The organism is Clostridiales bacterium, from assembly GCA_025757645.1.
GTDB lineage: Bacteria > Bacillota > Clostridia > Oscillospirales > Oscillospiraceae > CAG-103.
Window position 1 is genome coordinate 623674 of record CP107216.1, and the last position, 16762, is coordinate 640435.

Annotated in this window: 15 protein-coding genes, 1 tRNA gene and 1 riboswitch; of the genes, 7 read left to right on the plus strand and 9 right to left on the minus strand. The window is 63.8% G+C overall.

Going from position 1 to position 16762, the window contains the following annotated elements; translation table 11 throughout:
• Positions 1-12: 12 nt before the first annotated feature.
• On the minus strand, positions 13-2028 hold the full coding sequence (gene recJ, locus OGM61_02935) for a single-stranded-DNA-specific exonuclease RecJ (GenBank protein UYI85039.1): 2016 nt from the start codon (positions 2026-2028) through the stop codon (positions 13-15).
• A gap of 211 nt (positions 2029-2239) precedes the next feature.
• Here recJ and OGM61_02940 point away from each other — a divergent pair.
• Both OGM61_02940 and OGM61_02945 read left to right on the plus strand, forming a co-directional pair.
• Positions 2240-2326 (plus strand) — tRNA-Leu (locus OGM61_02940).
• 254 nt (positions 2327-2580) lie between these two features.
• On the plus strand, positions 2581-3705 hold the full coding sequence (locus OGM61_02945; GenBank protein ID UYI85040.1) for an acyltransferase: 1125 nt from the start codon (positions 2581-2583) through the stop codon (positions 3703-3705).
• Positions 3706-3761: 56 nt separating this feature from the next.
• Here the strand turns inward: OGM61_02945 and OGM61_02950 are convergent, their stop codons facing one another.
• The 7 genes from OGM61_02950 to OGM61_02980 all read right to left on the minus strand — a co-directional run bounded on the left by OGM61_02950 (position 3762) and on the right by OGM61_02980 (position 10233).
• A complete protein-coding gene (locus OGM61_02950; protein UYI85041.1) occupies positions 3762-4799 on the minus strand; it encodes a flippase-like domain-containing protein in 1038 nt (345 codons plus the stop codon).
• Positions 4800-4910: 111 nt separating this feature from the next.
• Positions 4911-5240, minus strand: coding sequence for an AzlD domain-containing protein (locus OGM61_02955; protein UYI85042.1), 330 nt, complete (start codon positions 5238-5240; stop codon positions 4911-4913).
• Positions 5237-5941 (minus strand): AzlC family ABC transporter permease, encoded by a 705-nt coding sequence (locus OGM61_02960; protein UYI85043.1) that lies wholly within the window; start codon positions 5939-5941, stop codon positions 5237-5239. The genes OGM61_02955 and OGM61_02960 overlap by 4 nt, the downstream gene beginning before the upstream one ends.
• Before the next feature lie 140 nt (positions 5942-6081).
• Entirely contained in the window at positions 6082-7551 is a 1470-nt protein-coding gene (locus OGM61_02965) for a sodium-dependent transporter (GenBank protein ID UYI85044.1), read from the minus strand.
• A gap of 198 nt (positions 7552-7749) precedes the next feature.
• Positions 7750-8673: a DMT family transporter gene (locus OGM61_02970; GenBank protein UYI85045.1), complete on the minus strand. Its 924-nt coding sequence runs from the start codon at positions 8671-8673 to the stop codon at positions 7750-7752.
• A 3-nt stretch (positions 8674-8676) separates the two neighbouring features.
• Positions 8677-9975 (minus strand): methionine gamma-lyase family protein, encoded by a 1299-nt coding sequence (locus OGM61_02975; protein ID UYI85046.1) that lies wholly within the window; start codon positions 9973-9975, stop codon positions 8677-8679.
• Positions 9976-9999: 24 nt separating this feature from the next.
• Positions 10000-10233, minus strand: a complete 234-nt coding sequence (locus tag OGM61_02980; protein UYI85047.1) for an AbrB/MazE/SpoVT family DNA-binding domain-containing protein — start codon at positions 10231-10233, stop codon at positions 10000-10002.
• A 205-nt stretch (positions 10234-10438) separates the two neighbouring features.
• Here OGM61_02980 and OGM61_02985 point away from each other — a divergent pair, with 205 nt between their 5' ends.
• From OGM61_02985 to OGM61_03005, 5 genes are all read left to right on the plus strand, one after another.
• Positions 10439-11011 (plus strand): xanthine phosphoribosyltransferase, encoded by a 573-nt coding sequence (locus OGM61_02985; protein UYI85048.1) that lies wholly within the window; start codon positions 10439-10441, stop codon positions 11009-11011.
• A 113-nt stretch (positions 11012-11124) separates the two neighbouring features.
• Positions 11125-11224, plus strand: a riboswitch (purine riboswitch).
• Between the two features lie 142 nt (positions 11225-11366).
• Entirely contained in the window at positions 11367-12578 is a 1212-nt protein-coding gene (locus tag OGM61_02990) for a BMP family ABC transporter substrate-binding protein (GenBank protein ID UYI85049.1), read from the plus strand.
• Between the two features lie 140 nt (positions 12579-12718).
• Entirely contained in the window at positions 12719-14224 is a 1506-nt protein-coding gene (locus OGM61_02995) for an ABC transporter ATP-binding protein (GenBank protein UYI85559.1), read from the plus strand.
• Entirely contained in the window at positions 14217-15329 is a 1113-nt protein-coding gene (locus OGM61_03000) for an ABC transporter permease (GenBank protein UYI85050.1), read from the plus strand. The genes OGM61_02995 and OGM61_03000 overlap by 8 nt, the downstream gene beginning before the upstream one ends.
• Positions 15322-16317 (plus strand): ABC transporter permease, encoded by a 996-nt coding sequence (locus tag OGM61_03005; protein ID UYI85051.1) that lies wholly within the window; start codon positions 15322-15324, stop codon positions 16315-16317. The genes OGM61_03000 and OGM61_03005 overlap by 8 nt, the downstream gene beginning before the upstream one ends.
• A 120-nt stretch (positions 16318-16437) precedes the next feature.
• Here OGM61_03005 and OGM61_03010 read toward each other — a convergent pair whose 3' ends face one another.
• On the minus strand, positions 16438-16671 hold the full coding sequence (locus OGM61_03010) for a helix-turn-helix domain-containing protein (protein ID UYI85052.1): 234 nt from the start codon (positions 16669-16671) through the stop codon (positions 16438-16440).
• Positions 16672-16762 lie beyond the last annotated feature (91 nt).

Here is a 16762-nt window from a genome sequence, read left to right on the forward strand (position 1 = left end):
CTTGCAAGTGTTTCATAGCAGGCTCTGGCGGCGCTCGCGCAGGGTCTGCAGCAGCTTCGACGCGCCAAGGTCCACCTTGCCGCTCGTCGGCAGGGGGCGCAGGCGCAGCGTTTCGCCGTCAAAGTCCACGGCGGCGAGACCCATCTCGGCCATGACGCGCAGGCACACGCAGAACTTCTCCGGCCGCATGGGCGCGCGCGCGGGCAGCTCCTCGAGCGGGAAGGCCACCGGCGCGTTCAGCCACCGCCACGCCACGGCGAAGTCCGCGCGCAGGGGATAGAGATCCACCGTGTCCCACGCGGGGATGCACTGATTTTTCAGCAGCGCGCGGCACAGGGGCAGCGGGTCACTCGGGCGCACGTCGGTCACGAGCAGCTGCACGCTGCGGCGGCCGCGGAATTCGTTGATCTGCGGCGTGAAGGCCACGTCCACCCACTGGCCGATGCGCACGCCCAGCTGCGCCGGGGTGCACGAGAAGAAGATGCCGGCATAATTATACCCGCCCTTGGCAAAATGCAGCCGCAGGTGGCGGCCGCCGCCGATGGGCACGGCGTTGACGAGCCGTGCGCCCGTGATGCACAGCAGGGGCTTGGGGTTGCCGTTGCCGCACGGCTCGAGCGCGTCGAGCGACTCGATGCACGGCATGGTCAGCAGGTGCGGATCGTTCACGCGCAGGTCGCACGTGAGCTCCGGCAGGTCGTCGGCCGGGTTCTGGCGGTAATACTCGCCGAGCGCGCGGCGGAAGCGGTCGATGTTCTCGCGCCGGATCGTCAGCCCGGCTGCCAGCGCGTGGCCGCCGAAGCCCTCGAGATACTCCGAACAGGCGCTCAGGGCATTGTACAGGTTGAAGCCGCCGAAGCTGCGGCACGAGCCCTTGCCGCGCTCGCCGTCGCAGCAGATCATGATCGTCGGCAGGTGGAACTCCTCGCTCAGGCGCGAGGCGGCGATGCCGATCACGCCTTGGTGCCACGAGTCGCTCGCAAGCACGAGCGGCATCCGCGGCGGGTAGCGGCACGCGATGGCCGAGGCCTCCTCCCAGATCTGCTGCTCGAGCGCCTGCCGCTCGCGGTTGAGCTGGCAGAGCCCGGCGGCGTAGCGGTCGGCCTCGCCGTCGTCATTCGTCAGCAGCAGCAGCGCTGCAACGGCCGTCTTGCCCAGTCGGCCGGCCGCGTTGATGCGCGGCGCGAGCGTGAAGCCGATGGTCGTGGCCGTGACGGGGCGGCCCTCAGCGCCGCACTCGTGCAGCAGCGCGCGGATGCCCGGCCGGGGGCGGGCGTTGATCTGCGCCAGCCCCTGCGCCACGAGATAGCGGTTCTCGCCCGTGAGGGGCATCACGTCCGCCACCGTGCCGATGGCGACGAGGTCGCCGTATTCGCGCAGCACCCGGTCGCTGCCGTCCTCGAGCGCGCACAAAAGCTTATATGCCACGCCCACGCCCGCGAGCCCGCTGTTCGGGTACTGCGAGCCGGGGCGCTTCGGGTCGACGACGGCCACGGCGTTCGGGATCGCCTGCCCGCTGCACTCGTGGTGGTCGGTGATGACCATGTCGATGCCGCGCTGCAGGGCGTAGTTCGTCTCGTCGATGGCGGTGATGCCGCAGTCGACGGTGATGATGAGCGTGATGTCGCTCGTGCGCTGGAGATTTGTGATCGCGTCCATGTTCAGGCCGTAGCCCTCTTCGATGCGGTCGGGGATGTACGGATGCACGGGCACGCCCTGCCGGCGCAGATAGTCCGTGAGCACGCACGTGGATGTGATGCCGTCGACGTCATAGTCGCCGAACACGGCCACGTTTTCCCTGCGCTCGATGGCAGTGCGGATGCGTGCGACGGCCTTGTCCATGTCCTGCAGGAGCATGGGGTCGAACGCGCTTTGGTCGCCGCCGCTGAGAAAGGCGCGCGCCTGCATGGGGTCAGCATACCCGCGCAGGGCCAGCAGCACCGCCAGCAGCGGCGAGTAGCCCGCGCGCAGCAATGCCTCCGGCGGCTGCGGCGCCGTGTATGGAATTTGCCAGTTGCGGTATTTCATAAGTGCAATGTGCCTCGAATCCCAAAACGATACCTATAGAAATAATTTATTATTTTATCAAATTTTCTGGCCGGATGCAAGAGGCGTGTGTCGGGTATCGGCGGCTGCCGCGCAGATTTGTCGAACAGATCGGGCGATGTGCGCGCGGCGGCCGTCCGGGTTTCCTGTGCTTGACAGGTGTTGGCTGCGGTGGTACGATGTGACGGAGCGTGCCGGCGTGGCGAAACAGGCAGACGCAAGGGACTTAAAATCCCTCGGTGGCAGCACCGTGCGGGTTCGAGCCCCGCCGCCGGCACCACGTCGGAGCGGACTGCATATCGTTCGCTCCGACCTTTCAGCAAGGCCGGAGCTCATTCATTTCGTCGCTCCTCCTTTTCAGCTGTGACCCGCTTGCGCTGGGCTCACATCTGAGATGCGCCGGGTTGTACGAGGCGCGTGGAGAGCGATGTGTGCGGACTGCATATCGTTCGCTCCGACCTTTACCATGACGGAAAACCTTTTTTTCGTACACAACGCAAGCCGCGCTTTCCGCGCGGCCGGGAGGGAACTGTTTTGAACGAACGACCGCACGTGGATTACTTTGACGGCCTGCGCATTTTCGCCGCGCTGTGCGTCATTTTCATGCATACGGCGGCGGGCCCGCTGCGCGCCGGCGTCAACACGGACTGGCACCTGCTCAACGTATGCACGTCGCTCGCTTTTACGGCGGTGCCGCTGTTTTTCATGATGTCGGGCTATCTGCTCATGACGAGCCGGAAAACGGCCGACATTTCCGTCCTGCTGCGCCACCGGCTGCCGCGGCTGGTCGTGCCGCTCGCGGGCTGGACGGTCGTGGCCGTGCTGTGGCAGATGTTTCTGGCGCACACGCTCACGCCCGGCGCCATCTGGGCGCAGCTCGTCACGGCGCTGCACGGTCCGGTCATGGTGCACTTCTGGTATCTGTATACGCTCATTGCGCTCTATGCGCTCTCGCCGATCCTCTACGGCGGGATCCAGGTGCTCGGCAAGTCCGGGCGGGTGTATCTGTTCGTGCTGGCGGCGGCCGTGTCGGCGCATACGATCCTGATGACGGTGCTGCCGGATGGTGCGGCGCAGTATGTCGATCTGGACATTTTCGACAAGCTCAAGATCTTCGGTGGGCACATGGCCACGTTCGTGCTCGGCTACCTGCTCGGCAGCTACGAAAAAGAGATCCCAAACTGGCTGCTTGCGCTCGGCGCGGTCGTGCTGCTCGCGGTGATCTCGGTCGGTACGTGGGTGCGCACGGTGCGCACGGGGGAGTTCAACCAGAGCTTCCAGAACCAGAGCGCCGGGTTCGAGATCGTGCTGGCATCGTGTATTTTCCTGCTGTGCAAGCAGACGTGCAATCGCCCGCCGCGCGCATGGGTCAAGGCCGTCACCGGCCCGGTCGTCGCGCTGTCGATGGCGATCTACCTCATGCACAACATCTTCCTGAGTATGCTGTTTTCCGTTGGTGTGTCGGTGCACTCGTTCGGCAGCACGGTGGGCGTGACGCTGCTGGCGTTCGCCGCCTGCTTTGTCGTGACCAAGACGGTCGCAACCATCCGGCCGCTGTGTTATCTCGCCACGGGCAAGACCTATGCCGAGGCGTGCCGCAGCTGCAACTGGGTGTATACGTTCCGCAGACTGCGCGGGCACAGCGCGGCGGAAAAGTGAAAACACAGCCGGCCGGAGGAAATCCTCCGGCCGGGCGCTTTTCATGTACATATATATCACGTTTCCGCGCGGCGCAGCGTCACGCGCTCGGCCACGACGGCGATGTAGCCCAGCACGATCGTGAGATAGTACGACGCCAGACGCCAGATGAGCATGGCGGTGGTCAGATAGTCGCCGAACAGCGGCGAGAAGGCGAGGTAGAACGTGCCCTCGCTCGCACCGGACGCGCCCGGCATGGGAAAGCAGCTTGCCCCGATGTACAGCAGCACCTGCGTGCCCGTGACCTGCCAGAACGGTACGCCGCGCAGACCGAAGCCGCGGTACGTGCAGTAGGCCACCGACATGTACGCCGCGCACTGCCCCAGCGCGAGCGCGAGCGCCCCGGCGAGCTTGCCGCGGTGGCGGATGCCGGCGGCGAACGCATCGTGATACTCCGCCACGAAGGCGCACCATTTTTCGGCGGCCGCCTCGGGGTCTGCGCCCCGGCGGACGAACGGCTTACGCCGGTACAGCCAGCGGATGCACGCCGTGCCGAACGCGGACATCGGCTTCGGGAAGATGGCCGAGAGCAGCACGAGCGACAGCAGCCCTGCGTGCACGAACAGGCCCAGCGCCAGCACGGGAATCCACGCCGCGCTCTGCGCTGCGAGCTTGCCGCCGCACAGGCACACGCCCACGATGCCGAGCGTCACGAGCGCGATGTTCCACAGGCTGTAGACCGTGCAGATGACGGACGTGGCCGTGCCGGTCGGGATGCCGCGGCGGTGCATGTGCAGCACCTGAAACGGCTGGCCGCCCGCGGCCGCGGGCGTCACGGCCGAGTAGAAGAAGCCGATCATTGACACGTCGATGCTGTCGCCCAGCGGCTGCGCGCAGCCGAACGCGCGCGTGATGAGCCGGTACTTGAGCGCGTCGCACAGATAGTACAGCAGCATGCAGCCCACGATCGCAGCCGTCCAGCCCGGCAGCAGCGCCGCGAGCGAGGCGCGCACGTCGCCCGCGTCGAGCGTCGCGGCGGCGAACACCGCCAGCGCCGCCGCGCCGAGCGTCAGCAGGCCGATCGAGAGCCATTGTTTTTTCTTGTCGTGTTTCATGGGCAGACCTCGCTGCAGGAGAAATTTCTTTTTAGGCCCTATATTATAACGGATATGCAGGAAAAGTGCAACCAGAAACCGGGCGCCCCAGTCGGGACGCCCGGTTTGGCATCAAAAGACGAGCTGCACGAGCAACATGTAGCACACGGTGCCGGCGGCGATGCTCAGCAGTGTGTTGCGCCGCCACCAGTGCAGACCCGCCGTCACGCCGACGGCGATGACCTGCGGCACCCACGCCCCGGCGGCGGTAAACTGCATCCCGCGCAGGCAGTAGACCAGCAGCGAGACCATGACGGCCATGGGCAGGATCTTGCCGAAGTACTCCACGACCTTCGGCACGGCGCGGTGGCCGAACAGCAGCCATGGCAGCCAGCGCTCCAAAAACGTGCACGCGGCGCAGACCGCGATGATGGCGATGCTCTGTCCGACGGAGATGGTCATGCCCCGGCACCTCCTTCGGCATACTTCGGCTCGAGCACCGGGCGCAGCAGCGTGAGCGCCGCGACCGTCACGAGCAGCGACGGCAGCAGAAACTTGTCCGGCCCGAGCAGCAGCAGCGCGCCGATGCTCGACACGGCGGCGACCGCGGCGGGGATGCGCGTGCGCGCGCCGCGCAACTGATCGACCACGATGACCGTGAACAGCGCCGTGAGCGCAAAGTCGATGCCCGTGGTGTCAAATGGGATGAGCGAGCCGACGAGCCCGCCGAGCATGGACAGCGCCACCCAGTAAAACGTCACGAACGCGGCCGTGAGCACGTAGGCCCACTTCTCGTTGACGTCGGGGCCGAAATCGTGCGAGCAGTGCAGCGAATAGTTCTCGTCGCACAGCGAGTAGATCAGAAACCAGCGCCACGGGCCGAAGGAGCGGAACTTGTCGATGAACGACAGGCCGTAGAAAATATGCCGGCTGTTGAGCAGCAGCGCCAGCACGGCCACCGTGGCAAGCGACACGCTGCCGGCAAAGAACGTGACCATCAGAAACTGCAGCGAGCCTGCCAGCACGAACAGGCTGCACGCGCCCGACCACAGGAAGTTATAGCCCGCCTGCTGCATGAGCAGCCCGTAGGCGAGGCCGACGGGGAAGAAGCCGATCAGGATCGGGATCGAGTGGTGGAAGGCGTAGGCGGCCGTTTTGTGCATGGCGGGTCGCTCCTTTCTGCCGCAGGGTGCGGCGCGGAGTCAGTATAACAGAGCGTTTTCGCTTTTTCAACAAAGGTTATAAAAATGTCAGCGCCCGCCCGTTGGGGCAGACGCTGACGGAACTTTTTGTGATGCGGGGTTCAGCTCAGGCCGGGGATCTTCAGGCCGAAGAAGTCGATGAGCTGGCAGAAGAGGATGAACGCGAGCAGCACCGGCACGATGAACTTGAAGCAGAGCTTGAAGTAGCCGGCGGCGCGGTACTTCAAGCCGCTCTGCTCGCACTCGAGCTGCACGACCTCGGGCTTGAGCACCCAGCCGATGAGGATCGTCATCACGAGCGCACCGAGCGGCATGAGGATGCCCTCGGCGACCATGTCGTACAGGTCGAGCCAGCAGTCGTTCCATCCGTGCACGCTCAGGCCGAACAGGGTGGCCGGCGTCTCGACGGCGGCGCCGCCGGCAACGCCCGCGCCCAGCCCGTCGAGCGCGACGAGCGAGCCCGCCACGAACACGAGCGCCGCGACGCTGGCCGTGTGCTTGGCGCGCTTGGGCGTGAGGCCCTTGTCGATCTGCTTATCGACGGCGTAGGCCGTGCACAGCTCGAGCATGGAGATCGACGACGTGAGCGCCGCGATCAGCACGAGCAGGTAGAAGATGAAGCCGATGAAATTGCCGATGCTGCCCATGTGGGCGAACACCGTCTGCATCGAGGCGAACAGCAGTCCGGGGCCGGCGCCGTACTCCACGCCGAAGGCGGAGCAGGCGGGCATGACGGCCATGCCGGCCATGACGGCGATGAGCGTGTCCGCGCCGCAGACGATGAGCGCGTTGCGCTGCAGGTGCTCCTGCTTGCCGAGGTAGGAGCCGTAGGTCATCATGACACCGAGACCGATCGACAGGGAAAAGAACATCTGCCCGGCGGCGTTTTTGAGCACGCGGCCGAAGCCAATTTCCGGATTGCTGAACACGGAGAAGTCGGGGCTGAACATGAACTTGTAGCCCTCGGCCGCGCCGGGCTGGCAGGCAATATAGAGGATGATGAACACGAGCAGGCAGAACAGCGCCGGCATGCCGACGTTGCAGAACTTCTCGATGCCGCCCTGCACACCGCCGGACACGACGAGGATGTTGAGCAGGATATAGAGCACGAAAAACAGGATCATGCTGTTCGTATCCGTCAGGAAATAGCCGAAAAAGCCCGTGCCCTGACCCGACCAGGCAAACTCACTCCCGCCAAAGATGGCCAGGAAGTAGCCGACGGCGTAGCGCAGGACGATGCCGCCGAGCACGAAGTAAAAGCACATGATGCAAAAGCCGCACACGATGCCCGCGTAACCGAGCCAGGTGTACTTCTTCGACAGGCCGCGGTAGGTGCTCACGGCGCTCTTGCCGCTGCGGCGGCCGAGCGCGAGCTCGCCGAGCATGACCGTCACGCCCACGAGCACGACGAGCACGAGATACAGCAGCAGGAACACGGCGCCGCCGCTCTTGCCCATCTTATACGGGAAGCCCCAGATATTGCCGAGGCCAACGGCCGAGCCGATCGAGGCCATGAGGAAGCCGAAGTTGCTGCCCCAGCCGCCGCGTTTGGATTTGATTTCCGTATCCACGAGATCCCTCCTGATTTTTCACATTTCTCCCAAAATACTGTACCGAAAGGTGCAGATATGCCATCATTATACCAGACAAACGGCCAATTGCAAGCCGCCGTTACACACTTGACAAATATTTGCGCAAAAACGCGGCCGCCCGATCGGGGCGGCCGCGTGGAACAGACCGGAAATCTACGCTGCGGGGGGGGGCAGCGCTCACAGGTCGAGAATGCCAATCAGCACGATGCCGACGACGATCAGCAGCAGCATGAGATAGTGCCGCCACGAGAGCTTCTCGCGCAGGAAGATGCGGCTCCAGAGCACGGACGCGGCGCAGTAGGCCGAGATGATGGGCGCGGCGTACATGACGTGGTCCTCGTCCGCGATGGCGTAGATGTACGCGAACTGGCCGGCCGTCTCGAACAGCGCGCCGACGTACTTCGGCCCCTCGCGTTTGGGCAGGAAGCGGTCGTGCCGGATGAACTTGACATACACGAATGACACCACCGCCGCGAACAGAAACGTCAGCTCATAGGCGCAGTTGGCGGCGTCCGGGTCAAGGCGCGTGAGCACGCGGCTGTCGGCAAACGTGCCGGCCGCGTCGAGCAGGCAGTAGGCCACCGGCAGCGCGAGGGCGAGCCAGCTCTTGGCGTAGCGGTAGTTCGAGGCCGCCTGGCGCGCGCGGCGCAGCTCGTCGTCCTCGCGCGACTCGACCACGCCGAGCCCGATCACGCCGACGCACACGAGCGCGATGGCCAGCAGCACCATCACGCGCATCCCGCCGCTGAGGTCTTCGTCCAGCCCGCCGAAGCACAGGTACAGCACGGCCACCACCGCGCCGGAGGCGTTGCAGATCGGCGACGAGATGGACAGCTCAATATAGCGCAGGCCGACATAGCCGAGCGCCATCGACACGATGTACAGCAGCGACACGGGCAGGTACGTCCAGATGACGTGCCACGTCACGCTCACGCCGCCGATGAAAATTTCATACGCCGCGTGCAGACCCATGACGACGCCGACGGCGATGACCATTTTTAAATGTGCCAGATGATCGTCCGCGTCGCGGCAGCCGATTTTTGAAAACAGATCCGAGCCCGACCAGCACAGCAGGGCAATGAGAGAAAGCCAGAACCACATACTTTATTTCTCCTCCAGTTGATCGAGTGTAACGAGACCGGCGTCCACGAGCTTCTGCAGGCTCATGAGGATGCCGAGTTTGGCGTGATACCACGTCAGGCCGCCCTGAAAATACACGGCGTAGGGCGGGCGGATCGGCCCGTCGGCCGACAGCTCAATGGACGAGCCCTGCACGAACGCACCGGCGGCCATGATGACCTCCGAATCGTAGCCCGGCATGGCCCAGGGAATGGGGTCGACATAGCTGTCCACGGGCGCGGCCGCCTGAATGCCCTTGCAGAAGGCGACCATGCGCTCCGGCGAGCCGAGCTCCACGCACTGGATGATGTCGTGCCGCGGCTCCGCCGCGTTCGGGATGCAGCGAAAGCCCAGCCGCTCGTAGACATTCGCCGCGAACACCGCGCCCTTGAGCGCGCCGGCCGTCACGGTCGGCGCGAGGAAAAAGCCCTGATAAAACGCCGGCATGAGCCCGAGGTTCGCGCCGACCTCCTGCCCGAGGCCGGGGGCGCTCAGGCGGTAGGCGCAGCGCTCGACCACATCCTTGCGGCCGCAGATGTAGCCGCCGATGGGCGCGAGCCCGCCGCCGGGATTCTTGATGAGGGAACCGACGATCATGTCCGCGCCGAGGTCGGACGGCTCGATCGTCTCGACGAACTCGCCGTAGCAGTTATCGACCATGCAGATGACGTTCGGGTCGATGCGCTTGCAGAACGCGATCAGCTCACCGATCTGCTGCACGGAGAACGTCGGCCGCGTGGCGTAGCCCTTCGAGCGCTGGATGGTTACGAGCTTGACGCCGCCGCGCAGCGCCTGCTCGATGGCCGGATAGTCAAAGCCGTAGTCCGGCAGCAGGTCGACCTGCCGGTAGTGCACGCCGTATTCCTTGAGCGAGCAGGCGCTCGGGCGGATGCCGATGACCTCCTCGAGCGTGTCATACGGCGCGCCGACGGGGCTGAGCAGCGTGTCGCCGGGCAGGAGGTTGGCGCTGAGCGCCACGGTCAGCGCGTGCGTGCCGCAGGTGATCTGCGGCCGCACGAGCGCGGCCTCCGTGTGGAAGCAGTCGGCATAGACGCGCTCGAGATTGTCGCGCCCGGCGTCGTTGTAGCCGTAGCCCGTGGTGGCGGCAAAGTGCGTCGCGTCGACACGGTTTTTCTGCATCGCGCCGATGACCTTGCACTGGTTATATTCCGCGACGCGGTCGATCTCGTCGAAGCGCGCGCGCAGACCGGCGAGCACCTCCTCGCCGAAGCGGTGCACCGCCGGCGTGATGCCGAGCGCGGTGTACATGGACTCTGTATTCATCGTTCCTCTCCTTATATCCTTATATCATTCGTCAGATTCGTCGAAAATTTTTGCGGCCACGTCGCGCATGACCTCCGGCCGCGTGACCACGATGCCGCGCGCCTCGTCGCCGAGCACGAGCAGCGTGTCTCCCGGTTGAATGCCGAAGACCGTGCGCGCCTCCTTCGGGATCACGATCTGGCCCTTTTCGCCGACCTTCACCGTACCGAAGATGTGCCGGTCGCGGCTCTGGCCGAGCACGTGCTTGCCTCCGGGCATAGCCTCGCCTCCTGTTGCGGAAATTCATACTTTTCCTACTTGTAGGAACCGATGATACCGCACATCGACGGGAAAGTCAACCGCGTCCGGCACAAAAACCGTCCATTCGGCGATTTGCCGGATTTTTTGCGAAAAACGGTTGCGCGCGCCCGGCGCGGGTGCTACGATAAAGACCATCTTAGTGATTGTGGGAGGATGGAGCGATATGCAGCTTCTCGAGCAGCGCATTCTCGCCGAGGGCGAGGTCAAATCCAGCGAGATCCTGAAAGTGGACCGGTTTTTGAACCATCAGATGGACCCGAAGCTGTTTCTGGCGATGGCGGAGGAATGGAAGCGGCTGTTCGACGGCTGCGGCGTGAACAAGCTCGTCACGATCGAGGCCAGCGGCATCGGCATCGCGGCCGTGGCCGGGCTCGTGTTCGACTGTCCGGTCGTGTTCGCCAAGAAAACCAAGAGCCGCAACGTCTCCGACGATGCGTACACGACGGTCGTGCACTCGTTCACGCACGGCAATGACAACACCATCCGCATCTCGCGCGAGTATCTCTCGCCGGACGACCGCGTGCTCGTCATCGACGATTTCCTCGCCAACGGTGCGGCGCTCGACGGACTCATCACGCTCATCGAGGGCGCGGGCGCGACCGTGGTCGGCGCCGGCATCGCGGTGGAAAAGGCGTTTCAGCCCGGCGGTGCGCGCATCCGCGCGCGCGGCTACCGCGTGGAATCGCTCGCCCGCGTGCAGAGCATGGACCCCGAGACGGGCATCGTGTTCTGCTGAGCGGCGTTGTGCAAATCGACGGGGAAAATGTTTCAAAAGTATGAAATTCGCTCATTTCGACGGTTGACAACCCCGTTCGCCCATGGTAACGTATAAGTGTTCCCGCGCTGCGGGAGCGATCGTAAATAGCAGTCGATATATACCAAAGGATATGGCTTGGCGTTTCTACCCGGCATCGTAAATTGCTGGACTATCGATGTGAAATTCCCCGCGGGAGATGGCAGTACCGGCATCTTCCCGGTTCCACATTGGCAGGAGCGCCGAAAGGTCAGCACCTGCCAATGTTTTTTTGTATCTTCTTTGCGCAAGCAATGCAGATAAATACAAAATTTGATGATTTGAGGGAGAGCTGAGAATGAAAAAGTTCGTTTCGATGCTGCTCGCGCTCGTCATGGTGTTCGCACTGTGCGCCTGCGGCAGCAAGACCGAGGACGGCGACAAAGCCGAGAGCATCAAGGTCGGCTTTATCTGCCTGCATGACGAGAACTCCACCTACGACAAGAACTTCATCGACGCCGCGAAGGCTGCCTGCAAGAACGCCGGACTGAGCGAGGATCAGTACATCATTAAGACCAACATCCCCGAGGGCCAGGAGTGCTACAACGCCGCGGCCGAGCTCGTGGACGCCGGCTGCAACGTCGTCTTCGCCGACAGCTTCGGCCACGAGGACTTCATGATCCAGGCCGCCAAGGATTTCCCGAAGGTGCAGTTCTGCCACGCCACCGGCACCAAGGCCCACACCGAGAAGCTCAGCAACTACCACAATGCGTTCGCCTCCATCTATGAAGGCCGCTACCTCGCCGGCGTCGCTGCCGGTATGAAGCTCAACGAGATGATCGAGGCCGGCAAGTTCACGGCGGACGAGGCCAAGATGGGCTACGTCGGCGCCTTTACCTATGCGGAAGTCATCTCCGGCTACACCTCTTTCTATCTGGGCGCCAAGTCCGTGTGCCCGACCGTGACCATGGACGTCACCTTCACCGGCTCCTGGTACGATGAGGCCCTCGAGAAGGAAGCTGCCAACAAGCTCATCGCCGGCGGCTGCAAGCTCATCAGCCAGCACGCCGACTCCATGGGCGCTCCGACCGCCTGCGAGACGGCCGGCGTCCCGAACGTCTCCTACAACGGCAGCACCGAGTCTGCCTGCCCGAACACCTTCATCGTTTCCTCCCGCATCGACTGGACCCCGTACTATGAGATGGTCATCAAGGCCGTTCAGGACGGCACCTCGCTCGATTCCGACTGGACCGGCACCCTCAAGACTGGCTCCGTCGTGCTGACCGATGTCAACGAGAAGGTCGCTGCCAAGGGCACTGCCGAGAAGATTGCCGAAGTCACCAAGCAGCTCGAGGACGGCACCCTGCACGTCTTTGACACCTCCACCTTCACCGTCAAGGGCGAGACCCTGACCAGCTACATGGCCGATGTTGACACCGACGCCGACAACGCCGGCGACACCGAGGCCATCAGCGACGGTTACTTCCACGAGTCCGAGTTCCGCGCCGCTCCGTACTTCAATGTGCAGATCGACGGCATCAACCTGCTCGACCAGAACTTTGGCAGCTGATATCTGAATCTACCGCAGAGGGAAGGCCTGTCAACCCGGGCCTTCCCTCATATGTACTTTAAAGCGCGCCGCCGTCGTGCGGCGTCTGCCGCCATTTCGGGAGGGACACCATATTGGACAACAAGATCGCAGCGGTCAAAATGCGCGACATTACCAAGCGCTTCGGCTCCGTCGTCGCCAATGACCGCGTCTGGCTCGATATCTACCGGGGCGAGATCCTGGCGCTGCTCGGCGAAAACGGCAGCGGCAAGACCACGCTCATGAACATGCTCTCGGGCATTTACTTCCCCGACGAGGGACAGATCCTCATCGACGGCGAGGAGGTCGTCATCCGCTCCCCGCGCGATGCCTACCGCTACGGCATCGGCATGATCCACCAGCACTTCAAGCTGGTCGACGTCTTCACCGCCGCTGAGAACATCACGCTCGGCCTCGATGAAAAGCTCGATCTCAAGGCCACGGCCGCGCGCATCCGCAGCATCTGCGAGCGCTACGGCTTCGACCTCGACCCGAACCAGAAGATCTACGATATGTCCGTGTCCCAGAAGCAGACGGTCGAGATCGTCAAGGCGCTCTACCGCGGTGCGGACATCCTCATTCTCGACGAGCCGACCGCCGTGCTCACCCCGCAGGAGACGGACAAGCTCTTCGCCGTCCTGCGCAGCATGCGCGACGACGGCAAGGCCATCGTCATCATCACGCACAAGATGCACGAGGTCGAGACGCTCAGCGACCGCGTGGCCGTGCTGCGCCACGGCCAGTTCGTGGGCGACATGCTCACGAAGGACACCAACGCGCAGGAAATGACGAACATGATGGTCGGCCACGCCGTGACGCTCAATATTGCCCGGCCCGACCCCGTCGACCCCAAGCCGCGCATCGAGGTCAAAAACCTCACCGTGCGCAGCATCGACGGCATCGTCAAGCTCGACGACGTGTCCTTCACCGCCAACTCCGGCGAGATCCTCGGCATCGCGGGCATCTCCGGCTGCGGCCAGAAGGAGCTGCTTGAGGCCATCGCCGGCCTGCAGCCGACCGAAAACGGCAGCATCTGCTACGTCGAGGACGACGGCACGCGCGAGGAGCTGCTCGGCAAAGATCCGCTGAGCATCGCCGAGATGGGCGTGGCGCTGTCCTTTGTGCCGGAGGACCGCCTCGGCATGGGCCTTGTCGGCAACATGGACCTGTCGGACAACATGATGCTCCGCTCCTTCCGCAAGGGCCGCGGCATCCTCACCGACCGCAAGTCGCCGCGCAAGCTGGCCGAGACCGTCGTCGAGGAACTCGACGTCAACACTCCGGGCGTGACCACGCCGGTGCGCCGCCTGAGCGGCGGCAACGTGCAGAAGGTGCTCGTCGGCCGCGAGATCGCCTCCGCCCCCACCGTGCTGCTCACGGCCTATGCCGTGCGCGGCCTGGACATCAACGCATCCTACACGATCTATGACCTCATCAACCGGCAGAAGGAGCGCGGCGTCGCCGTGATCTACGTCGGCGAGGATCTCGACGTGCTGCTCGAGCTGGCCGACCGCATCCTCGTGCTCTGCGGCGGCAAGGTCAGCGGCATCGTCCCCGGCCGCGGCGCCACGAAGCGCGACGTCGGCATGATGATGACGCAGTTGGGAGGGAACGAAGCCCATGCATAACAAAGTCCGGGAACCGCTGTTCCACATCGTCAAGCGCGACACGCTGCCCTGGTATCAGGCCTGGGGCATCCGCGCGGTCGCCATCGTGCTGGCGCTGCTGCTGTGCGCGCTCATCACGACGCTGTGCACCCACCTCAACCCCATCAAGGTGTTCGGCACCATGTTCAGCGGCGCGTTCGGCTCGCCGCGCAAGATCTGGATCCTGGGGCAGAACCTCGCCATCCTGCTGTGCATTTCGCTGGCCGTGACGCCCGCGTTCAAGATGCGCTTCTGGAACATCGGCGCCGAGGGCCAGGTGCTCGCCGGCGGCCTCGCCGCCGCGGCGTGCATGATCTGCCTCGGTGACAAGCTGCCCAACGGCCTGCTCATCGTGCTCATCGTGATCGCCGGCATCCTTGCGGGCGCGGTCTGGGCCGTCATCCCCGCCATCTTCAAGGCCAAGTGGAACACGAACGAGACGCTCTTCACCCTCATGATGAACTACGTTGCCACGCAGCTCGTGGCCTATTTCATCATCGTCTGGGAGTCGCCGAAGGGCTCGGGCAAGGTCGGCATCATCAACCAGAGCACCGAGGCCGGCTGGCTGCCGCAGATCGGCGGCTACAAGTACCTGCTGACGATCCTCGTCGTCGCGGTGCTGACCGTGCTCGTCTATGTCTACCTCAACTACAGCAAGCACGGCTATGAGATCTCCGTCGTCGGCGAGAGCGAGCGCACCGCCCGCTACGTCGGCATCAAGGTCGGCAAGGTCATCGTGCGCACGATGCTGCTGTCCGGCGCGCTGTGCGGCATCGCGGGCGTGCTGCTCGTGTCCGGCACGGATCACACGATCACGACCACCATCGCCGGCGGGCAGGGCTTCACGGCCGTCATGGTCTCGTGGTTGGCCAAGTTCAACCCACTCGGCATGATCTTCACGAGCTTCCTGCTCGTGTTCCTCGACCGCGGCGCGGGCGAGATCTCGACCGTGTTCGGCCTCAACCAGTCGTTCGCTGATATCCTCAGCGGCATCATCATTTTCTTCATCATCGGCTGTGAGTTTTTCATCACCTACCGGCTGAGCTTCCGCAAGCCGGCGAAGAAGGAGGCGGCGGAGCATGTTTGATTTTGTGTCCTTTATCCCCCGCGCCATCGTACAGGGTATCCCGCTGCTGTTCGGCAGCACCGGCGAAACGCTCACCGAAAAGTCCGGCAACCTGAACCTCGGCATCGCGGGCATCATGTATGTCGGCGGCATCAGCGGCGTCATCGGTGCGTTCCTGTATGAGCAGGCGGCCGGCGGAGCCGCCGGGATGAACGGCTTTCTCGCCATCATGATCCCGCTGCTGTCGTGCCTGCTCGGCTCGCTGCTCATGGGACTGCTGTACTGCTTTCTCACCGTCACGCTGCGCGCCAACCAGAACGTCACCGGCCTTGCCATGACGACGTTCGGCGTCGGCTTCGGCAACTTCATGGGCGGCTCGCTCATCAAGCTCACCGGCAGCGAGGTGCCGTCCATCGCGCTCTCGGCCACGAACAGTTACTTTTCCAAGGCGCTGCCGTTCGCGTCGAAGCTCGGCTGGTTCGGCCAGATCTTCCTGTCCTACGGCTTTCTCGCCTACCTCGCCGTGGCCATCGCGCTCATCGCGGCCTACGTGCTTAAACACACGCGCGTGGGTCTGCACCTGCGCTCCGTCGGCGAAAATCCGCAGACGGCCGACGCCGCCGGCATCGACGTCAAGAAATATAAGTATGTCGCCACCTGCGTCGGCAGCATGATCGCCGGCCTCGGCGGATTGTACTACGTCATGGACTACGCCTGCGGCGTCTGGTCCAACGACGCCTTCGGCGACCGCGGCTGGCTCGCCATCGCGCTCGTCATCTTCACGGTCTGGAAGCCAAACATCGGCGTGCTCGCGTCATTCCTCTTCGGCGGCCTGTACATCCTGCACATCTTCCTGCCGAGCGGCACGAACCTCGCCGTCAAGGAACTGTACAAGATGATCCCCTATGTCGTCACGATCATCGTGCTCATCATCACGAGCGTGCGTTCCAAGCGCGAAAATCAGCCCCCCGCAAGCCTCGGCCTGCCGTATTTCCGAGAAGAACGGTAAGTACGGGTGCAGCGGAAACAGAGAGATCAAAAAACAGGAGAGCAGACCGCTCTCCTGTTTTTTTCATGCCTGCTGCCTGCGCGTTTCGCTGCGCAGAGGATGCGGCGTTTGCCGCCGGGCTCATGTGTTTCTTTCCAACTCCGCCTCGATCTCCGCCAGCACCGCGCTTGGCCGCATATGCAGCGCCTCACCGATGCGGTAAAAGGTCTCCAGCGTCGGTTTGCGTTCCCCGCGCTCAATGGCGCTCAAATGCGTCCTGCCGATCCCGGCGAGACCGCTCACGATCTCCTGCGACAGCCCGCGCTCCTCCCGCAGCCGCTGCAGCACGCTGCCAACCACTTTTGCATCCAGCATCGTCCATGCTCCCTTCACTGTTTGTGCTTTCAGTGTAGAGAGAAATTCTGCAGATTATGAATACATATGTTGTCATTTGAACACAAATGTG

Excerpts from the sequence above, each read along its gene's own strand:
- OGM61_02980 (UYI85047.1), bottom strand. The coding sequence starts at position 10,233 with ATGCCCGGAGGCAAGCACGTGCTCGGCCAGAGCCGCGACCGGCACATC.
- OGM61_02995 (UYI85559.1), top strand. The coding sequence starts at position 12,719 with ATGCGCGACATTACCAAGCGCTTCGGCTCCGTCGTCGCCAATGACCGC.
- OGM61_03010 (UYI85052.1), bottom strand. The coding sequence starts at position 16,671 with ATGCTGGATGCAAAAGTGGTTGGCAGCGTGCTGCAGCGGCTGCGGGAG.
- OGM61_02950 (UYI85041.1), bottom strand. The coding sequence starts at position 4,799 with ATGAAACACGACAAGAAAAAACAATGGCTCTCGATCGGCCTGCTGACG.
- OGM61_02975 (UYI85046.1), bottom strand. The coding sequence starts at position 9,975 with ATGAATACAGAGTCCATGTACACCGCGCTCGGCATCACGCCGGCGGTG.
- recJ (UYI85039.1), bottom strand. The coding sequence starts at position 2,028 with ATGAAATACCGCAACTGGCAAATTCCATACACGGCGCCGCAGCCGCCG.
- OGM61_02985 (UYI85048.1), top strand. The coding sequence starts at position 10,439 with ATGCAGCTTCTCGAGCAGCGCATTCTCGCCGAGGGCGAGGTCAAATCC.
- OGM61_02960 (UYI85043.1), bottom strand. The coding sequence starts at position 5,941 with ATGCACAAAACGGCCGCCTACGCCTTCCACCACTCGATCCCGATCCTG.
- OGM61_03005 (UYI85051.1), top strand. The coding sequence starts at position 15,322 with ATGTTTGATTTTGTGTCCTTTATCCCCCGCGCCATCGTACAGGGTATC.
- OGM61_02970 (UYI85045.1), bottom strand. The coding sequence starts at position 8,673 with ATGTGGTTCTGGCTTTCTCTCATTGCCCTGCTGTGCTGGTCGGGCTCG.
- OGM61_03000 (UYI85050.1), top strand. The coding sequence starts at position 14,217 with ATGCATAACAAAGTCCGGGAACCGCTGTTCCACATCGTCAAGCGCGAC.
- OGM61_02955 (UYI85042.1), bottom strand. The coding sequence starts at position 5,240 with ATGACCATCTCCGTCGGACAGAGCATCGCCATCATCGCGGTCTGCGCC.
- OGM61_02990 (UYI85049.1), top strand. The coding sequence starts at position 11,367 with ATGAAAAAGTTCGTTTCGATGCTGCTCGCGCTCGTCATGGTGTTCGCA.